Source organism: Dyella subtropica (genome assembly GCF_026283965.1).
In the GTDB taxonomy this organism is placed as follows: Bacteria; Pseudomonadota; Gammaproteobacteria; order Xanthomonadales; family Rhodanobacteraceae; genus Dyella_D; species Dyella_D subtropica.
Map to the genome: position 1 here is coordinate 23,357 of NZ_JAPDPD010000016.1, position 20,028 is coordinate 43,384.

The window sequence follows — 20,028 nt, forward strand, 5'->3', positions numbered from 1 at the left end:
CCACAGGGGGGCCAATGATCGAGCTGGAGATGCAGATCCTTTCGGATCGTCGCGAAGGATTGCTGGTGGAACTGGGCCGTTTGGTCGTCGCCAACGGCTTTACCTTGCTACGTCAACGCCTATCCCAGGACAGCAAGGGCACTTGGCTGGTGATGATCGTGCGCGGGCCGGCCGAGCGCCAGCTTGTGCTCGAAGAAGCGCTGGCCACGCACAACCGTGTATTGAGCTTCGAAGCGGCGCTTGCGGAACGTGACGCACTGCCGGCTCCATCCAGTCCAGTAGCGAGACTTTTGGCGGCGGAAGCCATCGCGCCCGCTGCCGGACCGGATGTGCGCCAGGTCGAGAGCACGCTGCCGCAGCTGGCGCACGACTATCCCAAGATCTATCCGTGGCTGATCACACTTGAGCACGCTGTGGCTGCGGATGCCCGCGAGGCCTCCCTGCAGCTGGCCGGGCGACGTACGGGTGCCTGGGTATACAAGCGCGACTATGCCATGGGCGCCAAGCTCGGCTTGGCGGATGCGATCAAACGCATCGCCATGCCAGCACTGCGCGAACTGGCCACCGTCGATTGGCGCGACGGGCAATTGCATATCCAGAACAGTCCACTGTGTTCGCCTGGCGGTGATTCCGGCTGCCGTTTTTTCAGTGGTTATCTCGAAGGCGTGCTCGGCGGCTCCGTGGCGCCACAGACCGTGTTCGCGCGCAGCCTCTATTGCCGCAGCACCGGCGCGGTGAACTGCATCCTGGAGATCTCGCATTAGGCGTCGTTCTCCGTCGTCGGCTCACGACCCATACCGCCCACGGCGATCGATTCCAAGAGCCTGTTTCCGGCCTGGCTCGCATCAAGGCACGACCGACGCGTCCGCCGGCAGCCAAACCTACGCTCGACTGACTTCCACGTGATTTAAGGAGGAGTGCCATGCCTGCCCATCAGAGCTACAACCTGCTGTTGGTCATCCTTTCGTACGCAATTTCGGTGCTCGGTTCCTTCACCGCCCTGCAATTGGCCGTGGTCATCCCGCTCGCGCAGACCAGCGGCCAACGCACCGCCGCCATCCTGGCAGCAGGCGCGGCCATGGGCGTGGGCGCGATCTGGGCCATGCACTTCATCGCCATGCTGGCCTGCGACATGGGCATGCCGGTGACGTACGACCTCTCCTTCACCGCGCTGTCCGCGGTGCTCGCTTTCGGCGCCTGCTCGCTCGGACTGGCCATCGCCAGCAGCGGCACATTCAGCTGGTCCAAGCTAGTCGCCGCCGGCATCTGCATGGGTCTGGGCGTGACCGGCATGCATTACCTGGGCATGGCCGCAGTGATGATGGGCGCCTTTATCAGCTACGACATGAGCCTGGTGATGGCTTCGATGGCAATCGCCATCGTGGCGTCGATCGTCGCCCTGTGGCTCGCCTTCAACCTGCGCGGCCCGCTGCAGATGACAGGCAGCGCGTTAGTGATGGGTGTGGCGGTGTGCGGTATGCACTACACCGGTATGGCCGCGGTGAACATGGACGACAACGGCGGGCAGCTGCCTGCGAACTATGCGAGCGGCCTGCGCGGCGACAACCTGGGCCTGAGCATCTTCGCCGTGGTGTTGGTGCTGCTGGCGATGGTGCTGATGCTCAACTATCTCCGCCAGCGCCGGCGGGCGATGATCAGCATCTGATTCCGCCCCCTCCCCAGCGTCCGGCAGGGGAGGGATGGAGCGGTTGGCGCTATGCTGCGGCCTTCCCGCCGGAGCCGCTCCCGATGAAGCCAGTCACCCGATGCAGTTGGGCCAATAGCAGTGACATCGAGCGCGACTACCACGACATCGAATGGGGCGTGCCGCTGCATGACGATCGCGGCCTGTTCGAATTCCTGATCCTGGAAGGCGCGCAGGCCGGCCTGTCCTGGCGCACCGTGCTGGCCAAGCGCGAGCGCTATCGTGAAGTGTTCCATCAGTTCGACATCGCCAGCGTTGCCGGGATGAAGGGCAGCGAGCTGGAAAAGTTGCTGCTCGATCCGGGCATCATCCGCAACCGCCTCAAGATCAGCGCCGCGCGCGACAACGCGCTCGCCTCACTCAAAGTGATCGAGGAGTTCGGCAGCCTCGACGCCTACCTGTGGTCCTTCGTCGGCGGCAAGCCTGTACTCAACGGCTGGAGCGACCGCGGCCAGGTGCCGGCCAGCACGCCGCTATCCGATCGCATGAGCAAGGATCTAAAAAAGCGCGGCTTCCGTTTCGTCGGTACCACCATCTGCTACGCCTTCATGCAAGCCACCGGCATGGTCAATGACCACATCGCCACCTGCTTCCGCCACAAGGCTAGCGCAGGCAAGTAACGGCAGGGGCTATTCGGCGCTGGTTGCAGCACCCGTAGCTGCTCTTTGGCCTGCTCGTTGGAGGGATTCAGCTATCGACAACGCGCTCGCCTCACTCAAAGTGATCGAGGAGTTCGGCAGCCTCGACGCCTACCTGTGGTCCTTCGTCGGCGGCAAGCCTGTACTCAACGGCTGGAGCGACCGCGGCCAGGTGCCGGCCAGCACGCCGCTATCCGATCGCATGAGCAAGGATCTAAAAAAGCGCGGCTTCCGTTTCGTCGGTACCACCATCTGCTACGCCTTCATGCAAGCCACCGGCATGGTCAATGACCACATCGCCACCTGCTTCCGCCACAAGGCTGGCGCAGGCAAGTAACGGCAAGGGCTATTCGGCGCTGGTTGCAGCACCCGTAGCCGCTCTTTGGCCTGCTCGTTGGAGGGATTCAGCTATAGCGAGCGCTGGTCGCTAGCGGTGGCCTGCGGTTTATCACCGAGCGCTTCATAACCTTCGGCGAGGCTGTCGTAGACATTGACGCTCGCGGGATGCAGTTCGGTGTTGAGTTTGAACACATCGACGGCGCGCTCCTTCTCACCCTGCGCCATTTAAGCGTTGCGAAGGCTCTTAAGAGGAGCTGCGCGCGACCGTCGTCCGGCGCTTTCGTGGCCCGCAGTAAGCGTCGTGCAGGGCTTGCAGCACGCCAAGGGCGGGGCTGGGCTGTAGGGAGTAGAACACGGCCTGGGCTTGCCGGCGCGTATCGACCAGTGCCGCTTCGCGCAGCACGGCCAGATGCTGGGACAGTGCCGACATCGACAGCCCTGACAGCTCCTGCAGTTCGGACACGGGCGCCTCGCCTTCCACGAGCCGGCACAGCACCAGCAATCGCGTGGGGTGGGCTAGCGACTTCAGCAGGCCGGCAGCATCGTCCGCGTGCCTGGCCATCGCAGCCATGTTGGCCGCTGTTGCGGCGGCGGATGTTCTTGAGCGGGTGGTCACCGGCTTGACTTTGAATTTAGACAATTCTAATTTAGCAATTTCTAAAATATGACGCAAGGCCAAGCCGTGACGCAGCCAAACCGATCGCATCACGAAGTGAAAGCGTTCTTCCACGCCGCCACCAGCACGTTCACCTATGTCGTCCATGAAGGACGGGCTGCCGTGGTCATCGATCCAGTGCTGGACTATGACGCCATAGCCGCGCATACCTCGACCGCATCCGCGGACGCGGTAGTCGACTATGTGCGTGAGCATCGTTTGACGGTGGAGTGGATCCTCGAAACGCATGCGCACGCCGACCACCTCAGCGCCGGTGACCATTTGCGCGATGTGTTCGGCGCGCGGTTGGCCATCGGCCACGGCATCGTCGGCGTTCAGAAGCGTTTCAAGACGCTGTTCGGACTGGGCGAGGATTTCACGCCCGATGGCGGCCAGTTCGACCAACTGCTACACGATGGCGACGTGCTGCACGCCGGCGTACTGGAGATCCGCGTGATAGCGACGCCAGGTCATACGGATGACAGCCTGACCTACTTGATCGGCGATGCCGCCTTCATCGGCGACACCTTGTTCGCCCCCGAGACCGGCACGGCGCGCTGCGACTTCCCCGGCGGCGATGCGGGGCAGCTCTATGCCTCCATCCAGAAGATCCTGGCATTGCCTGCCGACACCCGGTTGTTCCTTTGTCACGACTATCCACCCCCGTCGCGGGGAGCGCCGCAGGCCGAATGCAGCATCGATGCGCAGCTGCAGGAAAATGTGCACGTGAAGCGCGGCGTGGGCGAAGCCGACTTTGTCGCCATGCGCACCGCGCGCGATGCGACGCTGGCGCCGCCGCGCCTGGTGTTGCCGGCCTTGCAGGTAAACATCCGCGCCGGCCGTTTGCCGCCGCCCGATAGCGACGGCGTTCGCTACCTGCGCCTGCCGCTCAACCGCTTCGGGCACAAGTCATGAACATGTGGCTGTCCGGGCTGGCGGGTGGCGTGTTGATCGGTCTATCCGCCACCTTGTTGCTGTGGCTCAACGGGCGCATTGCCGGCATCAGCGGCATCACCTTCGGCCTGGCGGATGCACCGAAGGCGGAGCGAGGGTGGCGCGTCGCGTTTCTGCTTGGCCTGGTGCTTGCGGGCGGGCTGGCGATGCATTTGTTGCCGCACATCGCACCGCGCGAAAATTATCCGCGCATGGCGCTGATCGTCGCTGGCGTGCTGGTGGGCGTCGGCACCAGCATGGGCAGCGGCTGCACCAGCGGGCATGGTGTTTGCGGGCTGGGGCGCTTCTCCAAGCGCTCGTTGGCCGCCGTGCTGACCTTCATGGCGACGGCCTTCATCACGGTATACCTGCTGCGCCACGTGTTGGGAGCGGTGGCATGACGACGCGATGGCTTGCGGCGCTGTTTGCCGGCGCACTGTTTGGGCTGGGCCTTGTGGTGTCGCATATGAGCGACCCGCGTGTGGTGCTGGGCTTTCTCGACCTGGCCGGTGATTTCAATCCGACTCTGATGTTCGTACTGGCCGGCGCCGTCGGGGTCACCGCGATCGCATTCTGGGTGGTGCTGCGCCAGCCCAGGCCCGTGCTGGACGAAAGCTTCCATGTGCCCGTCACGCGGCGGATCGATCGCCCGCTGATCCTCGGCGCCGCCATCTTTGGCATCGGCTGGGGGCTGGCCGGCTACTGCCCCGGCCCGGCCCTGGTGAACCTGGGCGCCGGCCTTGCCGAGGCCATGGTCTTCGTGCCGGCGATGCTGCTCGGCGGCGTGGGCTATCGTCTGTTGGCGCGTTACTGGGGCTGATCAATACGTCAGCTTCGGCCGCCAATCCGCGCCGCGTCCTTCCGGCGTGTAGTCGAGCAAATTCCACAGCGGCCAGGCCATGTCGATGTGGCGGGGATCCTGGCCCGGATCGGCTGGAACAAACATCAGCTCGGTCGCATAGGTGTGATAGATGCGTCCGTCGCGTCGAGTGAACACGTTGAGTATCGGCATCTGGCCGCCGTCCGGGCGCTCGCCGTGATAGTCGGCGTTGTAGCTGTTGTTGGCGGAGGACAGCAGCGGCAGATTCGTCCAGCCGTGACTGCGCGCAAACTCGCGAATACGCGCGACGGGCGACTTGGCGACCACAGCGAGGTTGGTGCGCTGGAGCGCGTGATGCACGGCGCCGTTCCAGCCTTCCAGGATGGACGTGCAGGAAGGACAGGCGTTCTCCATCGCCGGGCCGAACATGAAGCTGTAGACGACCAAGCTGTCCTTGCCGTCGCGGAACAGCTCGGACAAACGCACCGTCGGTGCGGCATCCTGGTCCTGCGAACCGATGCCGGCCCGTTCGAATACGTAGTCTTCTTTCACCTCGCCACCCAGGGGCAGACTGCGCCTCATGGCGGCAACGGCTTCGATCTGACGGCGCAGGTCGATCTCGGCCTGCAGCAGCTGGTCGCGGGCAGTGCGGTAAGCGGCACTCTCCTGCGGGAAGCGGGTGGTGTGCATTGGCTGGTTCATGGTTCCTCCGGCGGCTCCGCGAAGGAGAAAGGGCGACACACGATAGTCGCCATGCCATGAAGAACCCGTATCGGAAGTGTGGAGTTCAGCGTCGTCGCGAACCGCGCAGGCTATCCACCGAGAAACTGGCGATCTCGCCGCCGTCTTTGCCACGGCGAGACTGTCCCGGCGGCGGTCCCCAGGCGTGCGCTGTCACTACTTCCCAGGTCGCCGGGACGCGGCCGTCGACGCGCATGGTTTCGTAGGCGGCGAGCATCTGCCGGTAATGGCGCTTGCCGGTCAGGCCGCGCTCGCGCGTGGTGTCGGCGTTGGTCGCGCCCAGGCCCTGCAGCTCCTTCAGCAGCATGCGCGGCTCGCTGTAGGTGAGGGTGTAGCGGTCCACGTCGAGTACCGGATCGCGCAGACCGGCGGCGATCATGGCGTCACCCAGGTCGTGCATATCCAGAAAGCGGCTGACGTGCGGCTGCTGGTCGGCGCTGGCCCAGGCGGCGCGCAATTCCTTCAGTGTGTCGGGCCCAAAGGTGGAAAAGGCGAGCAGGCCACCAGGCTTAAGCACGCGCACGCATTCGCCAAACAACGCGGGCAGGTCGTCGACCCACTGGAAGCACAGGTTGGAATGCAGCACATCGACACTGTGATCCGGCAGCGGCAGCGACGTGGCTTCAGCACAGACGCGGTGGAACGGTTTGAGCCAGCTGGCGTGGTGCTTCGCTGCGCGCAGCATGGGCAGGGCGAGGTCCATGGCGATGACCTGCGCTTTGCCGTAGCGCTTCTTCAACAGCGCACTGCCGCGGCCGGTGCCAGCACCCACGTCGATCACCCGTTCGGGCGTGGCCAGATAGAAGTCCAGCCGCTCGCACAGCACGTTCTGCACTTCGCGCTGTAGCGCGTCGTGCTGTTCGTAAGTGCGCGCGGCGCGGCTGAAATTACGGCGCACCTGGCGGCGGTCGACGTGGAACTCGCTCATCGATAGGCATCCAACAACGGGGTGAGCGCCTGCACCACGGCGTCGGTATGGCCAAAGAAGGGGGCGTGGCCGGCACGGTCGATGGCGTAATAACTGCCGCCACACTGCGAAGCCGACCACTGCATGGCCTGCGGCGGCACCAGCCGATCGCGATGGCCGGCAATCCAGGCACTCGATACCGCCAGGTCGGGCAACGCGGCGCGGCGGTCGCTGGTTTCCAGAATGCGGATGCCTTCCTGCAGCACTCGCAAATCCGGTTCGCCGCGATCGAACACCAGTGTGCGCAGGTGGCGAAGTTCCGCGCGTGGATCAGCGCTGCCCATCGCTTCCAGCGTCAGAAAGCGCTCCAGCGTGGCGTGGTAATCGGTTTCCAGATCGGTGGCGAGTTCGTGCACCAGTGCGCCTTCGCTGCCGTAAGGCCAGCTGGCGTCGCGCACGAACTTCGGTGTGGCGCACAGCATGGCCAAACCGCGCGCATGCGCCGGGCGTTCCAGCGCGGCCGTCAGAGCGATCAACCCACCGAGCGACCAACCCAGCCACAGCGCCGGTGGTGTGGCCTTCGCGATCGCGGCTGCGCATGTCGAAGGCTCCAGTGGCAGGCCGCAATCGCGCGAGTGGCCATGACCGGGCAGGTCGACCACGTACATCGTGCAGCGGTCTTCCAGCGCCTGTACCAGCGGCGCCAACACGCCGCCGTGCATCGCCCAGCCGTGGAGCATCACCAACGGCACCCGGCCGGTACCGTGAACCTCGATGTGCAGCGTCATAGTTCCTTCTCCCCTTCGGGGAGCTCACGCCTATTTCCCTTCTCCCCTTCGGGGAGAAGGTGCCCCGAAGGGGCGGATGAGGGGCGGGTGCTCGCGAAGGTGTCGATCGAAGCCTGCTCTGAAGCGGCGGTATCGCAAGAGCCGCCCCTCACCCCAACCCTCTCCCCAGAGGGGAGAGGGAGCTGAGAGGTGCCGGCCGGCGCGAGCTGCGTGTCCACCGCGCCCCTGTCGTCGAACACGAAACAGTCGCCGCGCCAATGCGCGCCGTCGGTTTCTTCGAAGTACTTCAGGATGCCGCCTTCGAGCTGGAACACACGCTCCATGCCGATGTCCTGCATATGCAGCACCGCTTTCTCGCAACGAATGCCACCGGTGCAGTACGACACCACCGTCTTGCCTTCGAAGCGCGCACGATCGCCAGCAATGGCATCGGGGAATTCGGTGAAGCTGGCGAGCCGATAGTCCACGGCCTGCTCAAAGATGCCGACGTTGGTTTCGTAGTCGTTGCGCGTATCCAGCAACACCACTTCATGGCCGTCGTCGTCGCGGCCCCGGTCCAGCCAGCGGCGTAGCGTATCCGGCGTCACCGCTGGCGCGCGCGAACCTTCCGGACGGATAGCCGGCATGCGCATGGTGATGATCTCTTTCTTCAGGCGCACGCGCATGCGGCCGAACGGCGGGGCGTTGGAGATGGACTCCTTCGGCACGATGTCAGCGAAGCGCGCATCGGTATGCAGCCATGCCATGAAGGCGTCGATCGGTTCGCGCGGCCCGGCCAAAAACAGGTTGATGCCTTCCGGCGCGAGCAGAACGGTGCCTTTCAGTGCCAGCGCGTGGCAGCGCTCGAGCACACGCTCGCGCAGCGCTGGCAGGTCATCCAGGCTGACGAATTTATAAGCGGAGAGATTGACGATCGGCATGGGGGGCTACAGCGGCAAGCGCGCCATTATACGGGGCCGGTCGGGGCGACGCCGGACGCCAGGCCAGCCAGCGCGTCCAGCAGTCGGTCGACATGCTCTTCCTCGTGCATGGCCGACAGCGTGATGCGCAGGCGGGCTTTGCCTTGCGGCACCGTGGGCGGGCGGATCGCGCCGACCAGGAATCCCCGCTCTTCCAGTGTCCGCGCCGCCGCCGATGCGGCCGAGGCATCGCCCAACATCAGCGGCTGGATGGCCGTGGATGAGGGCATCAGGGCCAGGCCAAGCTGACCGGCGCCTTCGCGAAAGCGCGCGATAAGCGCGACCAGTTTCTCGCGCCGCCAGCTTTCTGCACGCGCCACGCGCACCGAAGCGAGCGCGGCGGCGGCCACGGCGGATGGCATGGCGGTGGTGTAGATATAGGTGCGGGCGGATTGCACCAAGCCTTCGATCAACGCCGCCGAACCGGCGACGAAAGCACCGTGACAGCCGAGTGCCTTGCCCAGGGTCGCCATCAGCACCGGCACGTCGCTCTCGCCAAGCGCTGCGGCGCTGAGGCTGCCGGCACCATCGTCGCCCAGCACGCCGAGTCCGTGCGCGTCGTCCACCATGAAGGTGGCACTTTCCCGCTGGCATAGTGCGGCAAGCTCACGCAGCGGCGCGATATCGCCATCCATGCTGAATACGCCATCGGTCGCCAGCAGCGCCGCGGCATCGCTGCGGCTGGTGAGCTGGCGGGCGGCAGCCGCGACGTCGGCATGCGGATAGCGTTTCAGTTCCGCACTCGCGATCTTCGCGCCGTCGAGCAGGCAGGCGTGATTGAGCTTGTCCTGCACGCACAGGTCGCCGTCCTGAAGCAGCGCCTGCATCACGCCGAGGTTCGCCATGTAGCCGGTGGAGAACAACAGCGCGCGCTCGCGCCCGGTCCATTCGGCCAGGGCTTCTTCAAGCGCGGCATGTTCGGCGCGATGGCCGCAGATGAGATGGGCCGAGCCGCTGCCGACACCTTCATCATCCGCCACGCGCTTGAACGCGGCGATCAGCTGCGGATGCTGGGCAAGCCCCAGGTAGTCGTTGCTATAGAAAGAGAGCAGGCGTCGCTCGCCGCTCTCCAGCCACGGGCCGTCGGCGTGGTCGAACGTGCGCAATCGGCGCAGCAGACCGGCCTGGGCGCGTTCGGCGCTATGTCGGGCCAGGCGATCAAGGAGCGAGTGACGTGGCATAGAGATGGCGGGCTTGGGTGGCCCGCCATACGCTATCAGGCGGCTTCGCTGCAGCCGCAGCCGGTACCGCAACCCGCGCTGGCGGTTTCCAGGATGTCGGCGTGCACGGTGCCGGCTTCCTCGACCACCTGCAGCGGATGCAGGTCGAGTCGCGCGAACAGCTGGCGGTCGTGTTCCACATCCGGGTTGCCGGTGGTCAGCAGCTTCTCGCCGTAGAAGATCGAGTTGGCGCCAGCGAAGAAGCACAGCGCCTGCACGGCATCGTCCATCTGCTGGCGACCGGCGGAGAGGCGCACCATCGAGGCCGGCATCAGGATGCGAGCGACGGCAATCGTGCGCACGAACTCGAACGGGTCCAGCGCATCGGTGCCGGCCAGCGGCGTGCCTTCCACCTGCACCAGCTGGTTGATCGGCACCGACTGCGGGTGCTCCGGCAGGTTGACCAGGGTCTGCAGCAGGCCAGCGCGCTGCGCGCGCGTCTCGCCCATGCCGACGATGCCGCCGCAGCAGGTCTTCAGGCCGGCTTCGCGCACGTTCTCCAGTGTGTCCAGGCGATCCTGGTACTGGCGCGTGTGGATGATCTCGCCGTAGAACTCCGGCGCGGTGTCCAGGTTGTGGTTGTAGTAGTCCAGGCCGGCGCTTTTCAGCGTCTGCGCCTGCTTACCATCGAGCATGCCCAGCGTGGCGCAGGTTTCCAGGCCCAGTGCCTTCACCGCGGAAACGATCTCCGCCACCTTGACCACGTCGCGGTCCTTCGGACTGCGCCATGCCGCGCCCATGCAGAAACGGCTGGCGCCGGCATCCTTCGCCGCTTGCGCGCGCGCCACCACAGCGTCCACGCTCATCAACTTCTGCGCCTGCACGCCGGTGTCGTAACGCGCGGCCTGCGGGCAATAAGCGCAATCCTCCGGGCAGCCGCCGGTCTTGATCGACAGCAGCGTGGAGACCTGCACAGCGTTCGGATCATGGTGTTCGCGGTGGACCGAGTGCGCGCGATGCAGCAGCTCGTTGAACGGCAGTGCGAACAGCGCGGCGACTTCGTCGCGGGTCCAGTCGTGGCGGATGGCGTGGGCCATGGGAGCGGCAACTCTGGGTGGGGAAACGCGACAGTGTGGCAGCGAGTTTTCGTCTGTCAACTTTGGATTGCCGCCAAATGTTTACGATGCGCCCGGGTATGGCATGGCTGCGCTACCATCGGGCCAGCCCCCATGGAACCTTTCGTATGAGCGCAGGACAAGGCAGCACCGGCAACGTACTCGCAGCGATCTGTAGCTTCTTCATCCCCGGCCTCGGCCAGCTGGTGCAGGGGCGATTGCTGATCGCCATCGTGATGTTCGTGCTTGCCGGTGTGCTGTGGATCGTGTGGCTGGGCTGGATCATCCATCTGTGGTCGATCCTCGACGCGGCCATGTTCAAGGCGCGCGGCTGAGGTATGACGCATGCGCACGGAAGCGCTGACACACGTCTTCCAAACCCAGCTATCTCGGCTGCGGACATGGCTATTGCCATGGCGCTGCCTGCTGTGTGGCGCACCCGGAGCGAGCGGCCTGGATCTCTGCGAAGCCTGCGCCGCCGAGATGCCGCGCAATCGCAGTTGCTGCGCCCGTTGCGCGCTTCCGTTGCCGGTGGCCGCGGAGTTCTGTGGCGAATGCCACCGCCGCCCACCACCCTGGGATGCGGCGTGGGCGCCGTTCCGCTATGGCTGGCCGCTGGACCGGTTGGAGTCGCGCTTCAAATTCGGCACCGATCTCGCCGCTGGCCGAACGCTGGCGACGCTATGGCAGCGGGAGCCGATGCCGGTTGAACGCCCAGACTTGATTCTGCCGATTCCGCTGCATCGCGGCCGCCTTCGTCAACGCGGCTACAACCAGGCGCTGGAACTGGCCCGACCGTTGGCTGCAGTGTTGCGCATTCCCCTGCGCGGCGATGCGCTCGGCCGCAAGCGCGACACCGCGGCGCAGACCGAACTCGACCGCGTCGCTCGCCGACGCAACGTACGTGGGGCCTTCGAAGTGCGAGAGGGCATGGCACTGCCCGCGCACGTGGCCCTGTTGGACGACGTGATGACGACAGGTGCCACCCTTGCCGAGTGCACGCGGCAACTTAAGCGGGCGGGCGTGCAACGGGTCGACGTCTGGGCGCTGGCACGTGCGCCCGGACGCTAGTGTCTTGGACAAATAAAGTCCAATTATTTCCATGAAGTTCACTAAATTTTGCCGCGAAATATTTTGCAAATCTCGGGAAAAAGGCGCGGTGAACAGCGAGTTACTCGCCAGGGTCAAAGGATGCTTTGACCAAGAGAGTCGACGAGAGGAGGGTGTTGAGCCCGGTACATGTCCGGACTCGGCTCCGATGAATCAAGCACTTGATGTGCTTGATTCACGGCAGGCGGCTTCTCAACAACCTGTCAGGCGATATGATGGCTCAATGACCGATGAGCCTTCGCATTCTGCAAGCCTCTGCTATCGAACCTATGCGGCCAATAGCAGCATCGCGTCGCATATCCATGCAACACCGAGCCTTACGGTCGTGCTTGGCGGAGGTTATGAAGAAACGATCGGCGGGCGGGTTGCCGTGCAGGATTGCAGAAGCGCTCTCATTTGCCCGGAGGGGTTGCCTCACGCCCAACGTTTTTGGGCTCATGGAGCTCGCAAGATCATCGTTACGCCAGCGGCTGATCTTCTCGACTATCTCGTGACGACACTGCCATTTCGTGCGGCCCCGGCAACACGTTCAACACCTATCCAAAAGCTGGCCGCCCGGATCGACGCGGAACGCCGAACGAACGATGCATTTTCGAGGGGCGCGATCGCGGGTTTGATTTGGCAGGTCGCCGCCGAGATGGGCCGCGATCTTGCCGGAGCTTCTGTTCCCACTTCGGTGATCGTGCGGCGCGCCTGCGCGGTTATCGATGCCGTGCAGGGGCAAGTCATATCGGTGGCGGCATTGTGCCGAGTTATCGATTGCCATCCGGCGACGCTCACTCGGGCTTTTCGCCGGGAACTGGGCTGCACTCCAGGCGAATATCAGCGACGCTCGCGCGTGCAAAAGGCGGCCGACATGCTGAAGGCAACGCGCCTTCCCATTGCGCAGGTCGCTGCGGGCTGCGGCTTCTGCGACCAAGCGCATCTCGCGCGATCGTTCCACGCGGTGCTGGGCTGTTCGCCTTCCGAGTACCGGAAGCGCGCGTAGCGTCCTGATTGCGCCAAACATCCAAGACCGGTCGCATAGTTTCCACTACCGTGCGGTCTCGTTTGCCTTCCATGGATCGAAGATGCGCATATCCTTGCTGCTTGCTCTCATCCTGTTCTCCGGAACGACCATCGCGGCCGAGCCGTTCGACCGTGAGGCTTGGCAACAGGACTATGTCCAGCTCAAGGCGGAGCTGACTGATCGCTACTCCAATCTGGCATGGAAGGCATCCGGTGCTGGCGGGGTCGATCTTCCGGAGCTGGATCGGAAGACGACAACAGCACTCGCGTCCGCTAGCGACGATGCCGCGGCTGCCGACGCCATCCGCGCCTTCATAGCCGGTTTCCACGACGGGCATCTGTCGGAACTACCCCTTCTCGCCGCCGCATCGGCGCCGGCCATAGAGCCGGAGAAACCAACCCTCAGCCCTGACGCCCCTGCCGGAGGATGCGCGTCGCTCGGGTATGCGTCTACCGCGCCGGTTGCCTTCTCCCTTCCGCTCGAAGGACTCCCCAGTTTCCAGCTTGTGTCTGACGGCCTTGGCTCGACCTTCCGCACCGGCTTGGTGGTGCGCTCAGGCGTCAGGTTGGGCGTCATTCGCATTCAGGCGTTTCGAGCGAGGGCCTTTCCCGCTTCATGCCTACACGCATGGACAGACCTGCAGCAAGCGGGTAGGGCGATCACCCCCGAGACGATCAAGGAAGCGGCGCGAATGCGTTGGTTCCAGGACATGACCGCAGCTGTGAAAGAGCTGCGCCAGGCAGGTGCGACCGCCCTCGTCATCGATATCGGCAACAACAGCGGCGGTGACGACAGCGGCGACTGGACCGCCCGCCTATTCACCGATCACGCGGTACGCTCCGCCCGACTCCTGATGGTAGATGCCCCGGTCGCGGCTGGTTATTTCGATAGTGAGGTTAGCGACATCGATGCCGCGCTCCCCTCCATAAGGCCGCCGGCCGCGAAGGCGGCATTGGCCGAGGCCCGATCTTTCTTCGTGGATCAGAAGAACAGCATCGGGCAGCATCGGTGCGACCTGTCGTGGTCATGGCGTGAGCGGCGACTATGGTCGCCCTTGAACTGCAATCGGCTCCTCACCGCTGGCTATGCTGGCGGGTACAGCGCCGGTCTACAGAGAGGCGTTTACGGGAGCGACAAGACCGCCGGCACGCTCGCGTCGTCATCGATCGTCGATGCCTACTACGGCACTTGGTCTGGCCCAACCTATGTCCTCGCTGATCGACGCTCCTACTCGTCGGCGGAGATGTTCGCTGCGGTGATGCAGGACAACCACATCGCCAAGCTGGTCGGAGACCGGACAGGTGGTGACGGTTGCGGCTTCATGACCGATGGCGTGCCGATCGTCCTGCGTCATTCACGGCTGCGATTCCGCGTGCCCAATTGCATGCGCCTCCGCGCTGACGGGTCCAACGAGGAAGCCGGTATCGCTCCCGACCTGCCGGTCCTGCCGACAGAGGGTGAGAGCGATCGTGCTCGTGGTGAGCGGGCATTGCGCCTGATAGCGGAGGATGTTTCCTCCAAGCCCATCCAGAAATAAATTCCAGCGCGTGATCTCCAACATGGCGTTTCTCAACAGCCTGTCAGGGCATGATTTTCGCGATGGCGATGACAGTCCGTGTTGGGTTTCGAGTTCGAAGCGGCTTTCGACGGGCGGAGCCATCACGTTTTGCGAAACGCAGCCCGGGAAGGTATTGCTGGTCTGCTCTGCGTCTCGTTGAACACCTGATTGCGGCCGGCGAGAGAAAATTATTGAACATTATTATTCCGAGACAGGTCGACGTCTGGGCGCTGGCACGTGCGCCCGGACGCTAACGGGTGCGCTCCTACAGAGGGCTACGGGCGGGGTTCACATAGATCGGGTTGCCGATCAATAAAGGCTTGCCCGACGCATCGCGCACTTCGGCACGCAACCAATGCGCCTTGCCATCGCTGTTCCAGTCGAAATGGCGGCTCACATCGTCGCTGTCGACGTGTGCTTCGATGGCCGTCGAGAATGGTTGGCCGTCGAGCAGCACCACGAGGCTGGAGCCCGCGACATGCGCGGCATGCAGTTCGAAACTCACGGTTTCGCCGGTGCCGGCGCGCAATGCATCACCCATCATCACGCGCCGTGAACCAGCATGGGCGCTGAGCTCCAACAAACGGTCGCGACTGCCTTCCGTGTCGATGAACACATGCCCCGCACGGATGCCCTCGAGGATGGCCGGCATCGACAGCTCTTCCGCATGCACCACCGTCGTGGGCACGCCGGTGGGATTGGAGCCAATGCGCGGCTCGTTCTGAAACGCTTCGTGGTTGTCGCTGCCGCCGATACCGGTGAGGTGGTAGCCCTTCGCCAGCTGCTGTTCCCAGAAGGACACGCCGGAGAACGGTGTGCCGGCATCGCTGCCGTTGACCACTTCAATAGCCTGCACCAGCGCCATGTCCGCAGGCGGTTGGGCCGCCCAGCCGCAACCCATGCAGGCTTCGCCACTGGGCCGGACGGCGTGGTTGATCGAGATCACGCCATGCAGGGGCGCGATGGCATGCAACAGGGCATTCCAGTCGGGTACGTCTTTGCTGCCCACCCGAAAATCCACCGGCGCGGTGGTGCCGAACAGATTGGCATGTCCGCTGAAGGTGGTGACCTCGCGACCCGGAATCAGCAGCAGACGATCGAAGTAAGGTTGCAGTTCACGCATGGCATCGGCGTGCGATACCGTGTTGTGGTCGGTGATCGCGATGAAGTCGAGGCCCCGCTGCGCAGCACCCTGGACCGTGAAGAACAAGGGGCAGGGCACGCGTTGGCCACTCTGGCTCTTGCAGCTGCCGTCGCTGTGCGCGGTATGCATGTGCAGATCGCCGCGATACCAGCCCGCTTCTCTGCGCAGCGGTGGATTCAGCACCGCAGGTTCCCAGGCCGGGTCGCCGGGATGACCGAACCAGATGTTCGCGGTGTAGCTGGCGTGGCTGTCCTTGCGGATGTTCGGAATGCCCAGCAGCAACTGCCAGCGCCCGGCACGAATGGGCCCTGGCAGATACGACGGCGTGGCATCGGTCGCGGCAATGGTGAACAGCTTCTTGCTGCCACCGCTCCAGCCGCGAAAACCATCCTGTCCACGGAAGCCATCGGGACCGAGCAGGCCCAGATCGATGGTGGTGTGTTCCTCACGGCCGCTGTAGTCGAACTGCACGGTGATGCGATTCACCCCGGCAGGCACGTCGAACGGCAGGCTGCGATAGGTCTGGTTGTCCTTGCCGCTCAGCTCGCCATGCAGGGTGAGGTCGGGCGATGTCTCCGCGGCGCGTGCGGAGGCAAGCGCACCCAGCAGCAGAACGAGTCCGGCGAGTGCGTTGATGATGTAGTGACGGAGTCGATGGTTCATGGCGAGGTGAGGCGGTCGGCTCGGTGGCAATCAGGGGTGCGGAGTGGGTTGCAGCGTGCGGTTTCGCCTTGCGGCAGTCGTACGCGGTAATCGCCGAAGCGCGGGTCGGCTTGCAGGTAATCGGTGGACACGTACTGCGCCCCCGTGGCGAAGGCTGCTTCGCGGCGGTGCGTATCGTCGCGGCGGGCTTCGACCGTGTCGGCATCGGCGCGGGTGCGCACCAGAAAGCCGGCGGCTACGTCGCGGGCAATGCGCGGGCCCTCGGCAAGCGGATCGTTCAAGGTGAGGTAGGCCGCCGCCGGTGAGCGCTCGTCGATGTTGACGAACATCACCCTTCCCTCCAGCGAGCGCCGCTTGCCGCGATACGCAGCCACTTTGCGCGCATCCTCGTCCAACACGAAGAACAGCCTCCCGCGCGCCTCGCCGAGGGTCGGCCATTGGCCGGCCAGCACGGCATCGCGCAGGCTGGAGTACTGGCCCTGCACATCGTCAGGCGCAATCAGCTCGTGTGGGTTGAAGACCGACCGCACTTCGGCATCCAGCGCATCGAAAGCGCGTTCGTCGAAACGCAACGGTGCGACGGCACCCGGGCCGCTGGCGCCATCCTTGGCATTGAGCAGCAGCATGATCGGCACATGCCGAGGATGCGCACGCGACCAGTCGCGGATCAGCGTAAGGCAGGCGACGAAGGTCTGGCAGCTGCTGCGGAAATCGATATCGGCCAGGTGCATCACCTTGAAGCCGGGCCGCTGCATCTGCGCCGCGGCTTCGGCCGGCCATGGCGGTGTTGCATAACCTTTGCGCAGCGCCCCCGGCGGATGCGCGTAGCGCCCGCCCTGCGGGTCGTAGTAGACGTCCAGCTCGATGGTGCGCGCGCCATGGTCGAGCTGTTCCGGAATCGGCCGATGCCCGTAGTCGATGCCATCGGCTCCCTGCGGATCGCGCGCATGGTGCGCGGCCCACTCGGCCGGCGGCATCGACTGCTTGTAGCTGTTATGCGTGCCAATGGCCTGGATATCGTTCAATCGCAACTGGCGGTCGAACACCGCTGGATCGCAGCCGGCGCTCGCCGTCTCCAGATCGCAGGCGACGGCGACGCGCATCCACGCGACCAGCGCCCAGACGAGGGCCAGTGTCAGCGTGCCTGTGGTGCTGTGCTTCATCGCGTGGGAAAGGGTCGGGCAAGCACCCGGCCCTTCAGCTCAGAACCGATACATGATGGCTGCGCGGTAGGCGCGACCCAGGATCGGACGGGCGATAAAGGTATTGGCGCCCGCATCCGCGCTCTGCAGCTCGCCCGCGCGCGGATTGCCCTCGGTCAGTCCCAGCGAATTGGTGATGTTGTCGACGTAGAAATACAGCGAGCACATCGACGAGAGGTTGTAGCGCGCACTGGCGTTCCACACATCGTAGGCCGGCAGCCGCACCGTATTGGCATTGTCCACGTAACGCTGCCCTTCATGCTCGTAAGACACCTGCATGCGCAGCCTGCCGCCGAGCAGGTTCACGCCCGGCACCACGCGGTAGCTCTCCTTCGGCACGCGGATCAGCTGGTTGCCGTCGTAGTCGCGCACCACCGGGCTGTTGTTGACGTTGTCGGTGAAGCGCAGCCCCTTGTACTGCGGGTCCTGCCAAGTGGCGGTGACCTGCAGGTCGAACCAATCCACCGGGAACCAGGTGCCGTCCAGCTCCAGGCCCTTGGTCTTGGAGCTGGCATAGCCCTGCTGCACCGTGGTGATGTTGTTCAAGTTGAAGACGGTGTTGCTGTAGCCGACGTTGTCGTACTTGGTATAGAAGGCCGTCGCGTAGAGCTCCAGCCAGCGGTCGCTGTACTTGTAGCCGACCTCGCCCAGCTTCATGGTCTGGACGACCGGTTTGGCACCGGGATTGGTGATGTAGCTGCTCAGGTTGGGCAGGCGGAAGGTCGGCGTCCAGCGCGCGAACACGCCGGAGCGCGGAGAGAACTGCCAGTTGGCGCCCAGGGTCCAGCCCAGCTTGCTGAAGGTGTGGTCGTAGGGAACCAGCACGCCGCTGCCGGTAAGCACCTTCGAGGTGGCAAAGCTGCCCAGATTCACCGTCTGCGGATTTTCGCTGTTGCCGCGGGTGTTCACCTGCTCCCAGCGCGCGCCGCCGTCGATGCGCAGCTGGTCGGTGACCTGCCATTCGTCGGATAGGTAGAACGCGTTGGTCTTGGAAATGCCGCTGGAATGGGCCCACTCGTAGCCATACTGGTACACGCCGCGATCGGTCAGCGTGCTCACCGGTTGGCCGGCAGCGTTGAGCGCCACCAGGTCCAGCAGCCGGGCCTGATCCCGCGTGTCGAGCAAGACGGAGGAGGAGTAGCGGCTGAAGCCTTGGTCGAAGCGGGCGTAGTAATAGCCCAGGGTGACATCATGGGTCTGCCCACCTAATTCGAACTGACGCAGCAGGCGAGAGTCGCTGATCAGCTCCTTGACCGGCATGGTCACGCCGCGCAGGCCACCGACCACCACCAGGCCGTTGCCGTTCTGGTTGGCGTTGTCGAACACCTGGGCCGGGTTGTCCACATAGCGCAACTGCAAACCGGAAGCGCCGGCCGGCAGCTTGACCTGCGAAAACAGCTTCGCGGCGCTCATCAGCGAATTGGGGAACATGCCGTTGCGCTGCGTGCGCGTATCGTCGTAGCGCAGGGACTCGGCAAGCTTCCAGCCGTCGCCCAGGTCATAGTCGAACTTCAGCGTGATCTGGTCGCGCTTGACGTGGGTGCCCTGGCTATTGTCGAAATCGTACAGGCCGCCATTGGCCTGCTTCATCGAGGCATGCTCGGTCTCGGGGCCGGCCAGGGTGCCGAAGTTGCCGTCGAAGCCTGGCACCGCCTTGATGTCGCCGCCTGGATAGGTGCGCATGGGAATACCCAGGTACAGCGCCACCTTGTCGTCCATGTGCTTCACGTCGACGCTTACGTGGCCTCGCTCAAAGTCGCGCGCCAGGTTCACCCGGATCTGCCCGCCGTCATTGGCGTTGAAGCCCGGCGACCGGATGCCTGTGTCAATGCGATAAAAGCCGCCAACGCCCAGCTTCCAGCCGTCGCCCACCGGCGTGCCGTACCAGAAATCGCCGCGGGTCAGGCCGTAGTCGCCCACGGTGAACTTGGCGATGCCTTCGGCCGTATCGCCGACTTTGCGCGGAATGAAGTTGATCGCACCGGCCGGCGCGTTGGAATAGAACACCGACGATGGGCCGCCGCGCACCACTTCGATGCGCTCGATCGTCTCGTCCAGGCGGAACGCCTGGTCGGCGTTGAGATAGCCCAGCGCCGGATCGTGCTGCACCGGCACGCCATCTTCCAGCAAGGTGACCGAGCCGAAGCCGTCCACCGGAATGCCGCGCGCCCGGATATTGCCGCTGGCTTCGCCGCCCGACGCTTCCACCCAGAAGCCCGGCACCGACTTCAGCGCCTCAGTCACCGAGGTCGGCGCCTGCATGCGCAGACGGTCTTCGTCGATGGTGGTGATCGAATAGCTGGTTTCGGCCTTGGTGCGCGTTTCCACGCCGGAGCGTGCGGTGACCACGATGCCGTCGAGATTCTTGGCCTTGTCGTTGGCTGGCTTGGCGTTGTCGCTGGTGGTGTCGCCGTTATGGGTGCTGCTGTCCTGCGCGAAAGCGGACGGCGCGAAGGCGGAAAGCAGGCCGCCCAACAGGGCCAGGCCGATGGCGTGGCTGATCGGTGAGGTACGCAAGGTGATGGCTCCGGGGAAGAGGGTGTGACGGAGCCATACGTGCGGTCGTAACAGAAACACAGCCG

General features: G+C 64.5%; 22 protein-coding genes. 11 read left to right on the forward strand and 11 right to left on the reverse strand.

Annotation, left to right across the window (positions count from 1 at the left end):
- Positions 1 to 29: 29 nt before the first annotated feature.
- The 4 genes from OUZ45_RS14445 to OUZ45_RS14460 all read left to right on the forward strand — a co-directional run bounded on the left by OUZ45_RS14445 (position 30) and on the right by OUZ45_RS14460 (position 2,680).
- Complete coding sequence (locus OUZ45_RS14445; protein ID WP_266170829.1) at positions 30 to 764, forward strand: ACT domain-containing protein; 735 nt, start codon at positions 30 to 32, stop codon at positions 762 to 764.
- 158 nt (positions 765 to 922) lie between these two features.
- Positions 923 to 1,666, forward strand: coding sequence for an MHYT domain-containing protein (locus OUZ45_RS14450; RefSeq protein WP_266170830.1), 744 nt, complete (start codon positions 923 to 925; stop codon positions 1,664 to 1,666).
- Positions 1,667 to 1,749: 83 nt separating this feature from the next.
- Entirely contained in the window at positions 1,750 to 2,325 is a 576-nt protein-coding gene (locus OUZ45_RS14455; RefSeq protein ID WP_266170831.1) for a DNA-3-methyladenine glycosylase I, read from the forward strand.
- Positions 2,276 to 2,680 (forward strand): DNA-3-methyladenine glycosylase I, encoded by a 405-nt coding sequence (locus OUZ45_RS14460; RefSeq protein ID WP_425601696.1) that lies wholly within the window; start codon positions 2,276 to 2,278, stop codon positions 2,678 to 2,680. Before OUZ45_RS14455 ends, OUZ45_RS14460 begins: the two co-directional genes overlap by 50 nt.
- A 71-nt stretch (positions 2,681 to 2,751) precedes the next feature.
- On the opposite strand, the gene OUZ45_RS14465 is transcribed toward OUZ45_RS14460, so the two are convergent.
- Both OUZ45_RS14465 and OUZ45_RS14470 read right to left on the reverse strand, forming a co-directional pair.
- Positions 2,752 to 2,907, reverse strand: a complete 156-nt coding sequence (locus OUZ45_RS14465) for a hypothetical protein (protein WP_266170832.1) — start codon at positions 2,905 to 2,907, stop codon at positions 2,752 to 2,754.
- Positions 2,908 to 2,926: 19 nt separating this feature from the next.
- Complete coding sequence (locus OUZ45_RS14470; protein WP_266170920.1) at positions 2,927 to 3,253, reverse strand: ArsR/SmtB family transcription factor; 327 nt, start codon at positions 3,251 to 3,253, stop codon at positions 2,927 to 2,929.
- A 141-nt stretch (positions 3,254 to 3,394) separates the two neighbouring features.
- Between OUZ45_RS14470 and OUZ45_RS14475 the strand changes: the two genes are divergently transcribed.
- The 3 genes from OUZ45_RS14475 to OUZ45_RS14485 are packed head-to-tail and all read left to right on the forward strand — an operon-like array spanning position 3,395 to position 5,090.
- Entirely contained in the window at positions 3,395 to 4,252 is an 858-nt protein-coding gene (locus OUZ45_RS14475; protein ID WP_266170833.1) for an MBL fold metallo-hydrolase, read from the forward strand.
- On the forward strand, positions 4,249 to 4,671 hold the full coding sequence (locus OUZ45_RS14480) for a YeeE/YedE family protein (RefSeq protein ID WP_266170834.1): 423 nt from the start codon (positions 4,249 to 4,251) through the stop codon (positions 4,669 to 4,671). Before OUZ45_RS14475 ends, OUZ45_RS14480 begins: the two co-directional genes overlap by 4 nt.
- Positions 4,668 to 5,090 carry a DUF6691 family protein gene (locus OUZ45_RS14485; protein ID WP_266170835.1) on the forward strand — a complete coding sequence of 141 codons (423 nt, stop codon included), beginning with the start codon at positions 4,668 to 4,670 and terminating at the stop codon, positions 5,088 to 5,090. The genes OUZ45_RS14480 and OUZ45_RS14485 overlap by 4 nt, the downstream gene beginning before the upstream one ends.
- Here OUZ45_RS14485 and OUZ45_RS14490 read toward each other — a convergent pair whose 3' ends face one another.
- From OUZ45_RS14490 to bioB, 6 genes are all read right to left on the reverse strand, one after another.
- Entirely contained in the window at positions 5,091 to 5,792 is a 702-nt protein-coding gene (locus OUZ45_RS14490; RefSeq protein WP_266170836.1) for a DUF899 family protein, read from the reverse strand. It abuts the gene before it with no gap.
- Positions 5,793 to 5,877: 85 nt separating this feature from the next.
- Positions 5,878 to 6,759 (reverse strand): malonyl-ACP O-methyltransferase BioC, encoded by an 882-nt coding sequence (gene bioC, locus OUZ45_RS14495; protein WP_266170837.1) that lies wholly within the window; start codon positions 6,757 to 6,759, stop codon positions 5,878 to 5,880.
- Positions 6,756 to 7,526: a pimeloyl-ACP methyl ester esterase BioH gene (bioH, locus tag OUZ45_RS14500; protein WP_266170838.1), complete on the reverse strand. Its 771-nt coding sequence runs from the start codon at positions 7,524 to 7,526 to the stop codon at positions 6,756 to 6,758. Before bioH ends, bioC begins: the two co-directional genes overlap by 4 nt.
- Complete coding sequence (locus OUZ45_RS14505) at positions 7,523 to 8,446, reverse strand: sulfurtransferase (RefSeq protein WP_266170839.1); 924 nt, start codon at positions 8,444 to 8,446, stop codon at positions 7,523 to 7,525. Before OUZ45_RS14505 ends, bioH begins: the two co-directional genes overlap by 4 nt.
- 26 nt (positions 8,447 to 8,472) lie before the next feature.
- The gene (gene bioF / locus OUZ45_RS14510) at positions 8,473 to 9,666 is read right to left on the reverse strand and encodes an 8-amino-7-oxononanoate synthase (RefSeq protein WP_266170840.1); all 1,194 of its coding nucleotides are present in this window, start codon (positions 9,664 to 9,666) and stop codon (positions 8,473 to 8,475) included.
- A 35-nt stretch (positions 9,667 to 9,701) separates the two neighbouring features.
- On the reverse strand, positions 9,702 to 10,742 hold the full coding sequence (bioB, locus tag OUZ45_RS14515; RefSeq protein WP_266170841.1) for a biotin synthase BioB: 1,041 nt from the start codon (positions 10,740 to 10,742) through the stop codon (positions 9,702 to 9,704).
- A gap of 146 nt (positions 10,743 to 10,888) precedes the next feature.
- Here bioB and OUZ45_RS14520 point away from each other — a divergent pair, with 146 nt between their 5' ends.
- The 4 genes from OUZ45_RS14520 (at position 10,889) to OUZ45_RS14535 (ending at position 14,416) form a co-directional block, all read left to right on the forward strand.
- The gene (locus tag OUZ45_RS14520; protein ID WP_266170842.1) at positions 10,889 to 11,095 is read left to right on the forward strand and encodes a hypothetical protein; all 207 of its coding nucleotides are present in this window, start codon (positions 10,889 to 10,891) and stop codon (positions 11,093 to 11,095) included.
- Positions 11,096 to 11,105: 10 nt separating this feature from the next.
- Complete coding sequence (locus tag OUZ45_RS14525) at positions 11,106 to 11,831, forward strand: ComF family protein (RefSeq protein WP_266170843.1); 726 nt, start codon at positions 11,106 to 11,108, stop codon at positions 11,829 to 11,831.
- A gap of 31 nt (positions 11,832 to 11,862) precedes the next feature.
- On the forward strand, positions 11,863 to 12,858 hold the full coding sequence (locus tag OUZ45_RS14530; protein ID WP_266170844.1) for a helix-turn-helix domain-containing protein: 996 nt from the start codon (positions 11,863 to 11,865) through the stop codon (positions 12,856 to 12,858).
- Between the two features lie 82 nt (positions 12,859 to 12,940).
- Positions 12,941 to 14,416 carry a S41 family peptidase gene (locus tag OUZ45_RS14535; protein ID WP_266170845.1) on the forward strand — a complete coding sequence of 492 codons (1,476 nt, stop codon included), beginning with the start codon at positions 12,941 to 12,943 and terminating at the stop codon, positions 14,414 to 14,416.
- A gap of 286 nt (positions 14,417 to 14,702) precedes the next feature.
- On the opposite strand, the gene OUZ45_RS14540 is transcribed toward OUZ45_RS14535, so the two are convergent.
- From OUZ45_RS14540 to OUZ45_RS14550, 3 genes are read right to left on the reverse strand one after another with little or no spacing between them, the layout of a single operon-like run.
- Positions 14,703 to 16,244 (reverse strand): CehA/McbA family metallohydrolase, encoded by a 1,542-nt coding sequence (locus OUZ45_RS14540; RefSeq protein WP_266170846.1) that lies wholly within the window; start codon positions 16,242 to 16,244, stop codon positions 14,703 to 14,705.
- Positions 16,241 to 17,407, reverse strand: a complete 1,167-nt coding sequence (locus OUZ45_RS14545; protein ID WP_266170847.1) for a phosphatidylinositol-specific phospholipase C1-like protein — start codon at positions 17,405 to 17,407, stop codon at positions 16,241 to 16,243. Before OUZ45_RS14545 ends, OUZ45_RS14540 begins: the two co-directional genes overlap by 4 nt.
- 39 nt (positions 17,408 to 17,446) lie before the next feature.
- Positions 17,447 to 19,963, reverse strand: coding sequence for a TonB-dependent receptor (locus OUZ45_RS14550; RefSeq protein ID WP_266170848.1), 2,517 nt, complete (start codon positions 19,961 to 19,963; stop codon positions 17,447 to 17,449).
- Positions 19,964 to 20,028: the final 65 nt, after the last annotated feature.

Bases quoted from the DNA above. Each gene is read 5' to 3' on its own strand.
- OUZ45_RS14445 (WP_266170829.1), top strand. From the start codon at position 30: ATGCAGATCCTTTCGGATCGTCGCGAAGGATTGCTGGTGGAACTGGGC.
- OUZ45_RS14450 (WP_266170830.1), top strand. From the start codon at position 923: ATGCCTGCCCATCAGAGCTACAACCTGCTGTTGGTCATCCTTTCGTAC.
- OUZ45_RS14455 (WP_266170831.1), top strand. From the start codon at position 1,750: ATGAAGCCAGTCACCCGATGCAGTTGGGCCAATAGCAGTGACATCGAG.
- OUZ45_RS14460 (WP_425601696.1), top strand. From the start codon at position 2,276: ATGACCACATCGCCACCTGCTTCCGCCACAAGGCTAGCGCAGGCAAGT.
- OUZ45_RS14465 (WP_266170832.1), bottom strand. From the start codon at position 2,907: ATGGCGCAGGGTGAGAAGGAGCGCGCCGTCGATGTGTTCAAACTCAAC.
- OUZ45_RS14470 (WP_266170920.1), bottom strand. From the start codon at position 3,253: ATGGCTGCGATGGCCAGGCACGCGGACGATGCTGCCGGCCTGCTGAAG.
- OUZ45_RS14480 (WP_266170834.1), top strand. From the start codon at position 4,249: ATGAACATGTGGCTGTCCGGGCTGGCGGGTGGCGTGTTGATCGGTCTA.
- OUZ45_RS14485 (WP_266170835.1), top strand. From the start codon at position 4,668: ATGACGACGCGATGGCTTGCGGCGCTGTTTGCCGGCGCACTGTTTGGG.
- OUZ45_RS14490 (WP_266170836.1), bottom strand. From the start codon at position 5,792: ATGAACCAGCCAATGCACACCACCCGCTTCCCGCAGGAGAGTGCCGCT.
- bioC (WP_266170837.1), bottom strand. From the start codon at position 6,759: ATGAGCGAGTTCCACGTCGACCGCCGCCAGGTGCGCCGTAATTTCAGC.
- bioH (WP_266170838.1), bottom strand. From the start codon at position 7,526: ATGACGCTGCACATCGAGGTTCACGGTACCGGCCGGGTGCCGTTGGTG.
- OUZ45_RS14505 (WP_266170839.1), bottom strand. From the start codon at position 8,446: ATGCCGATCGTCAATCTCTCCGCTTATAAATTCGTCAGCCTGGATGAC.
- bioF (WP_266170840.1), bottom strand. From the start codon at position 9,666: ATGCCACGTCACTCGCTCCTTGATCGCCTGGCCCGACATAGCGCCGAA.
- bioB (WP_266170841.1), bottom strand. From the start codon at position 10,742: ATGGCCCACGCCATCCGCCACGACTGGACCCGCGACGAAGTCGCCGCG.
- OUZ45_RS14520 (WP_266170842.1), top strand. From the start codon at position 10,889: ATGAGCGCAGGACAAGGCAGCACCGGCAACGTACTCGCAGCGATCTGT.
- OUZ45_RS14525 (WP_266170843.1), top strand. From the start codon at position 11,106: ATGCGCACGGAAGCGCTGACACACGTCTTCCAAACCCAGCTATCTCGG.
- OUZ45_RS14530 (WP_266170844.1), top strand. From the start codon at position 11,863: ATGAAGTTCACTAAATTTTGCCGCGAAATATTTTGCAAATCTCGGGAA.
- OUZ45_RS14535 (WP_266170845.1), top strand. From the start codon at position 12,941: ATGCGCATATCCTTGCTGCTTGCTCTCATCCTGTTCTCCGGAACGACC.
- OUZ45_RS14540 (WP_266170846.1), bottom strand. From the start codon at position 16,244: ATGAACCATCGACTCCGTCACTACATCATCAACGCACTCGCCGGACTC.
- OUZ45_RS14545 (WP_266170847.1), bottom strand. From the start codon at position 17,407: ATGAAGCACAGCACCACAGGCACGCTGACACTGGCCCTCGTCTGGGCG.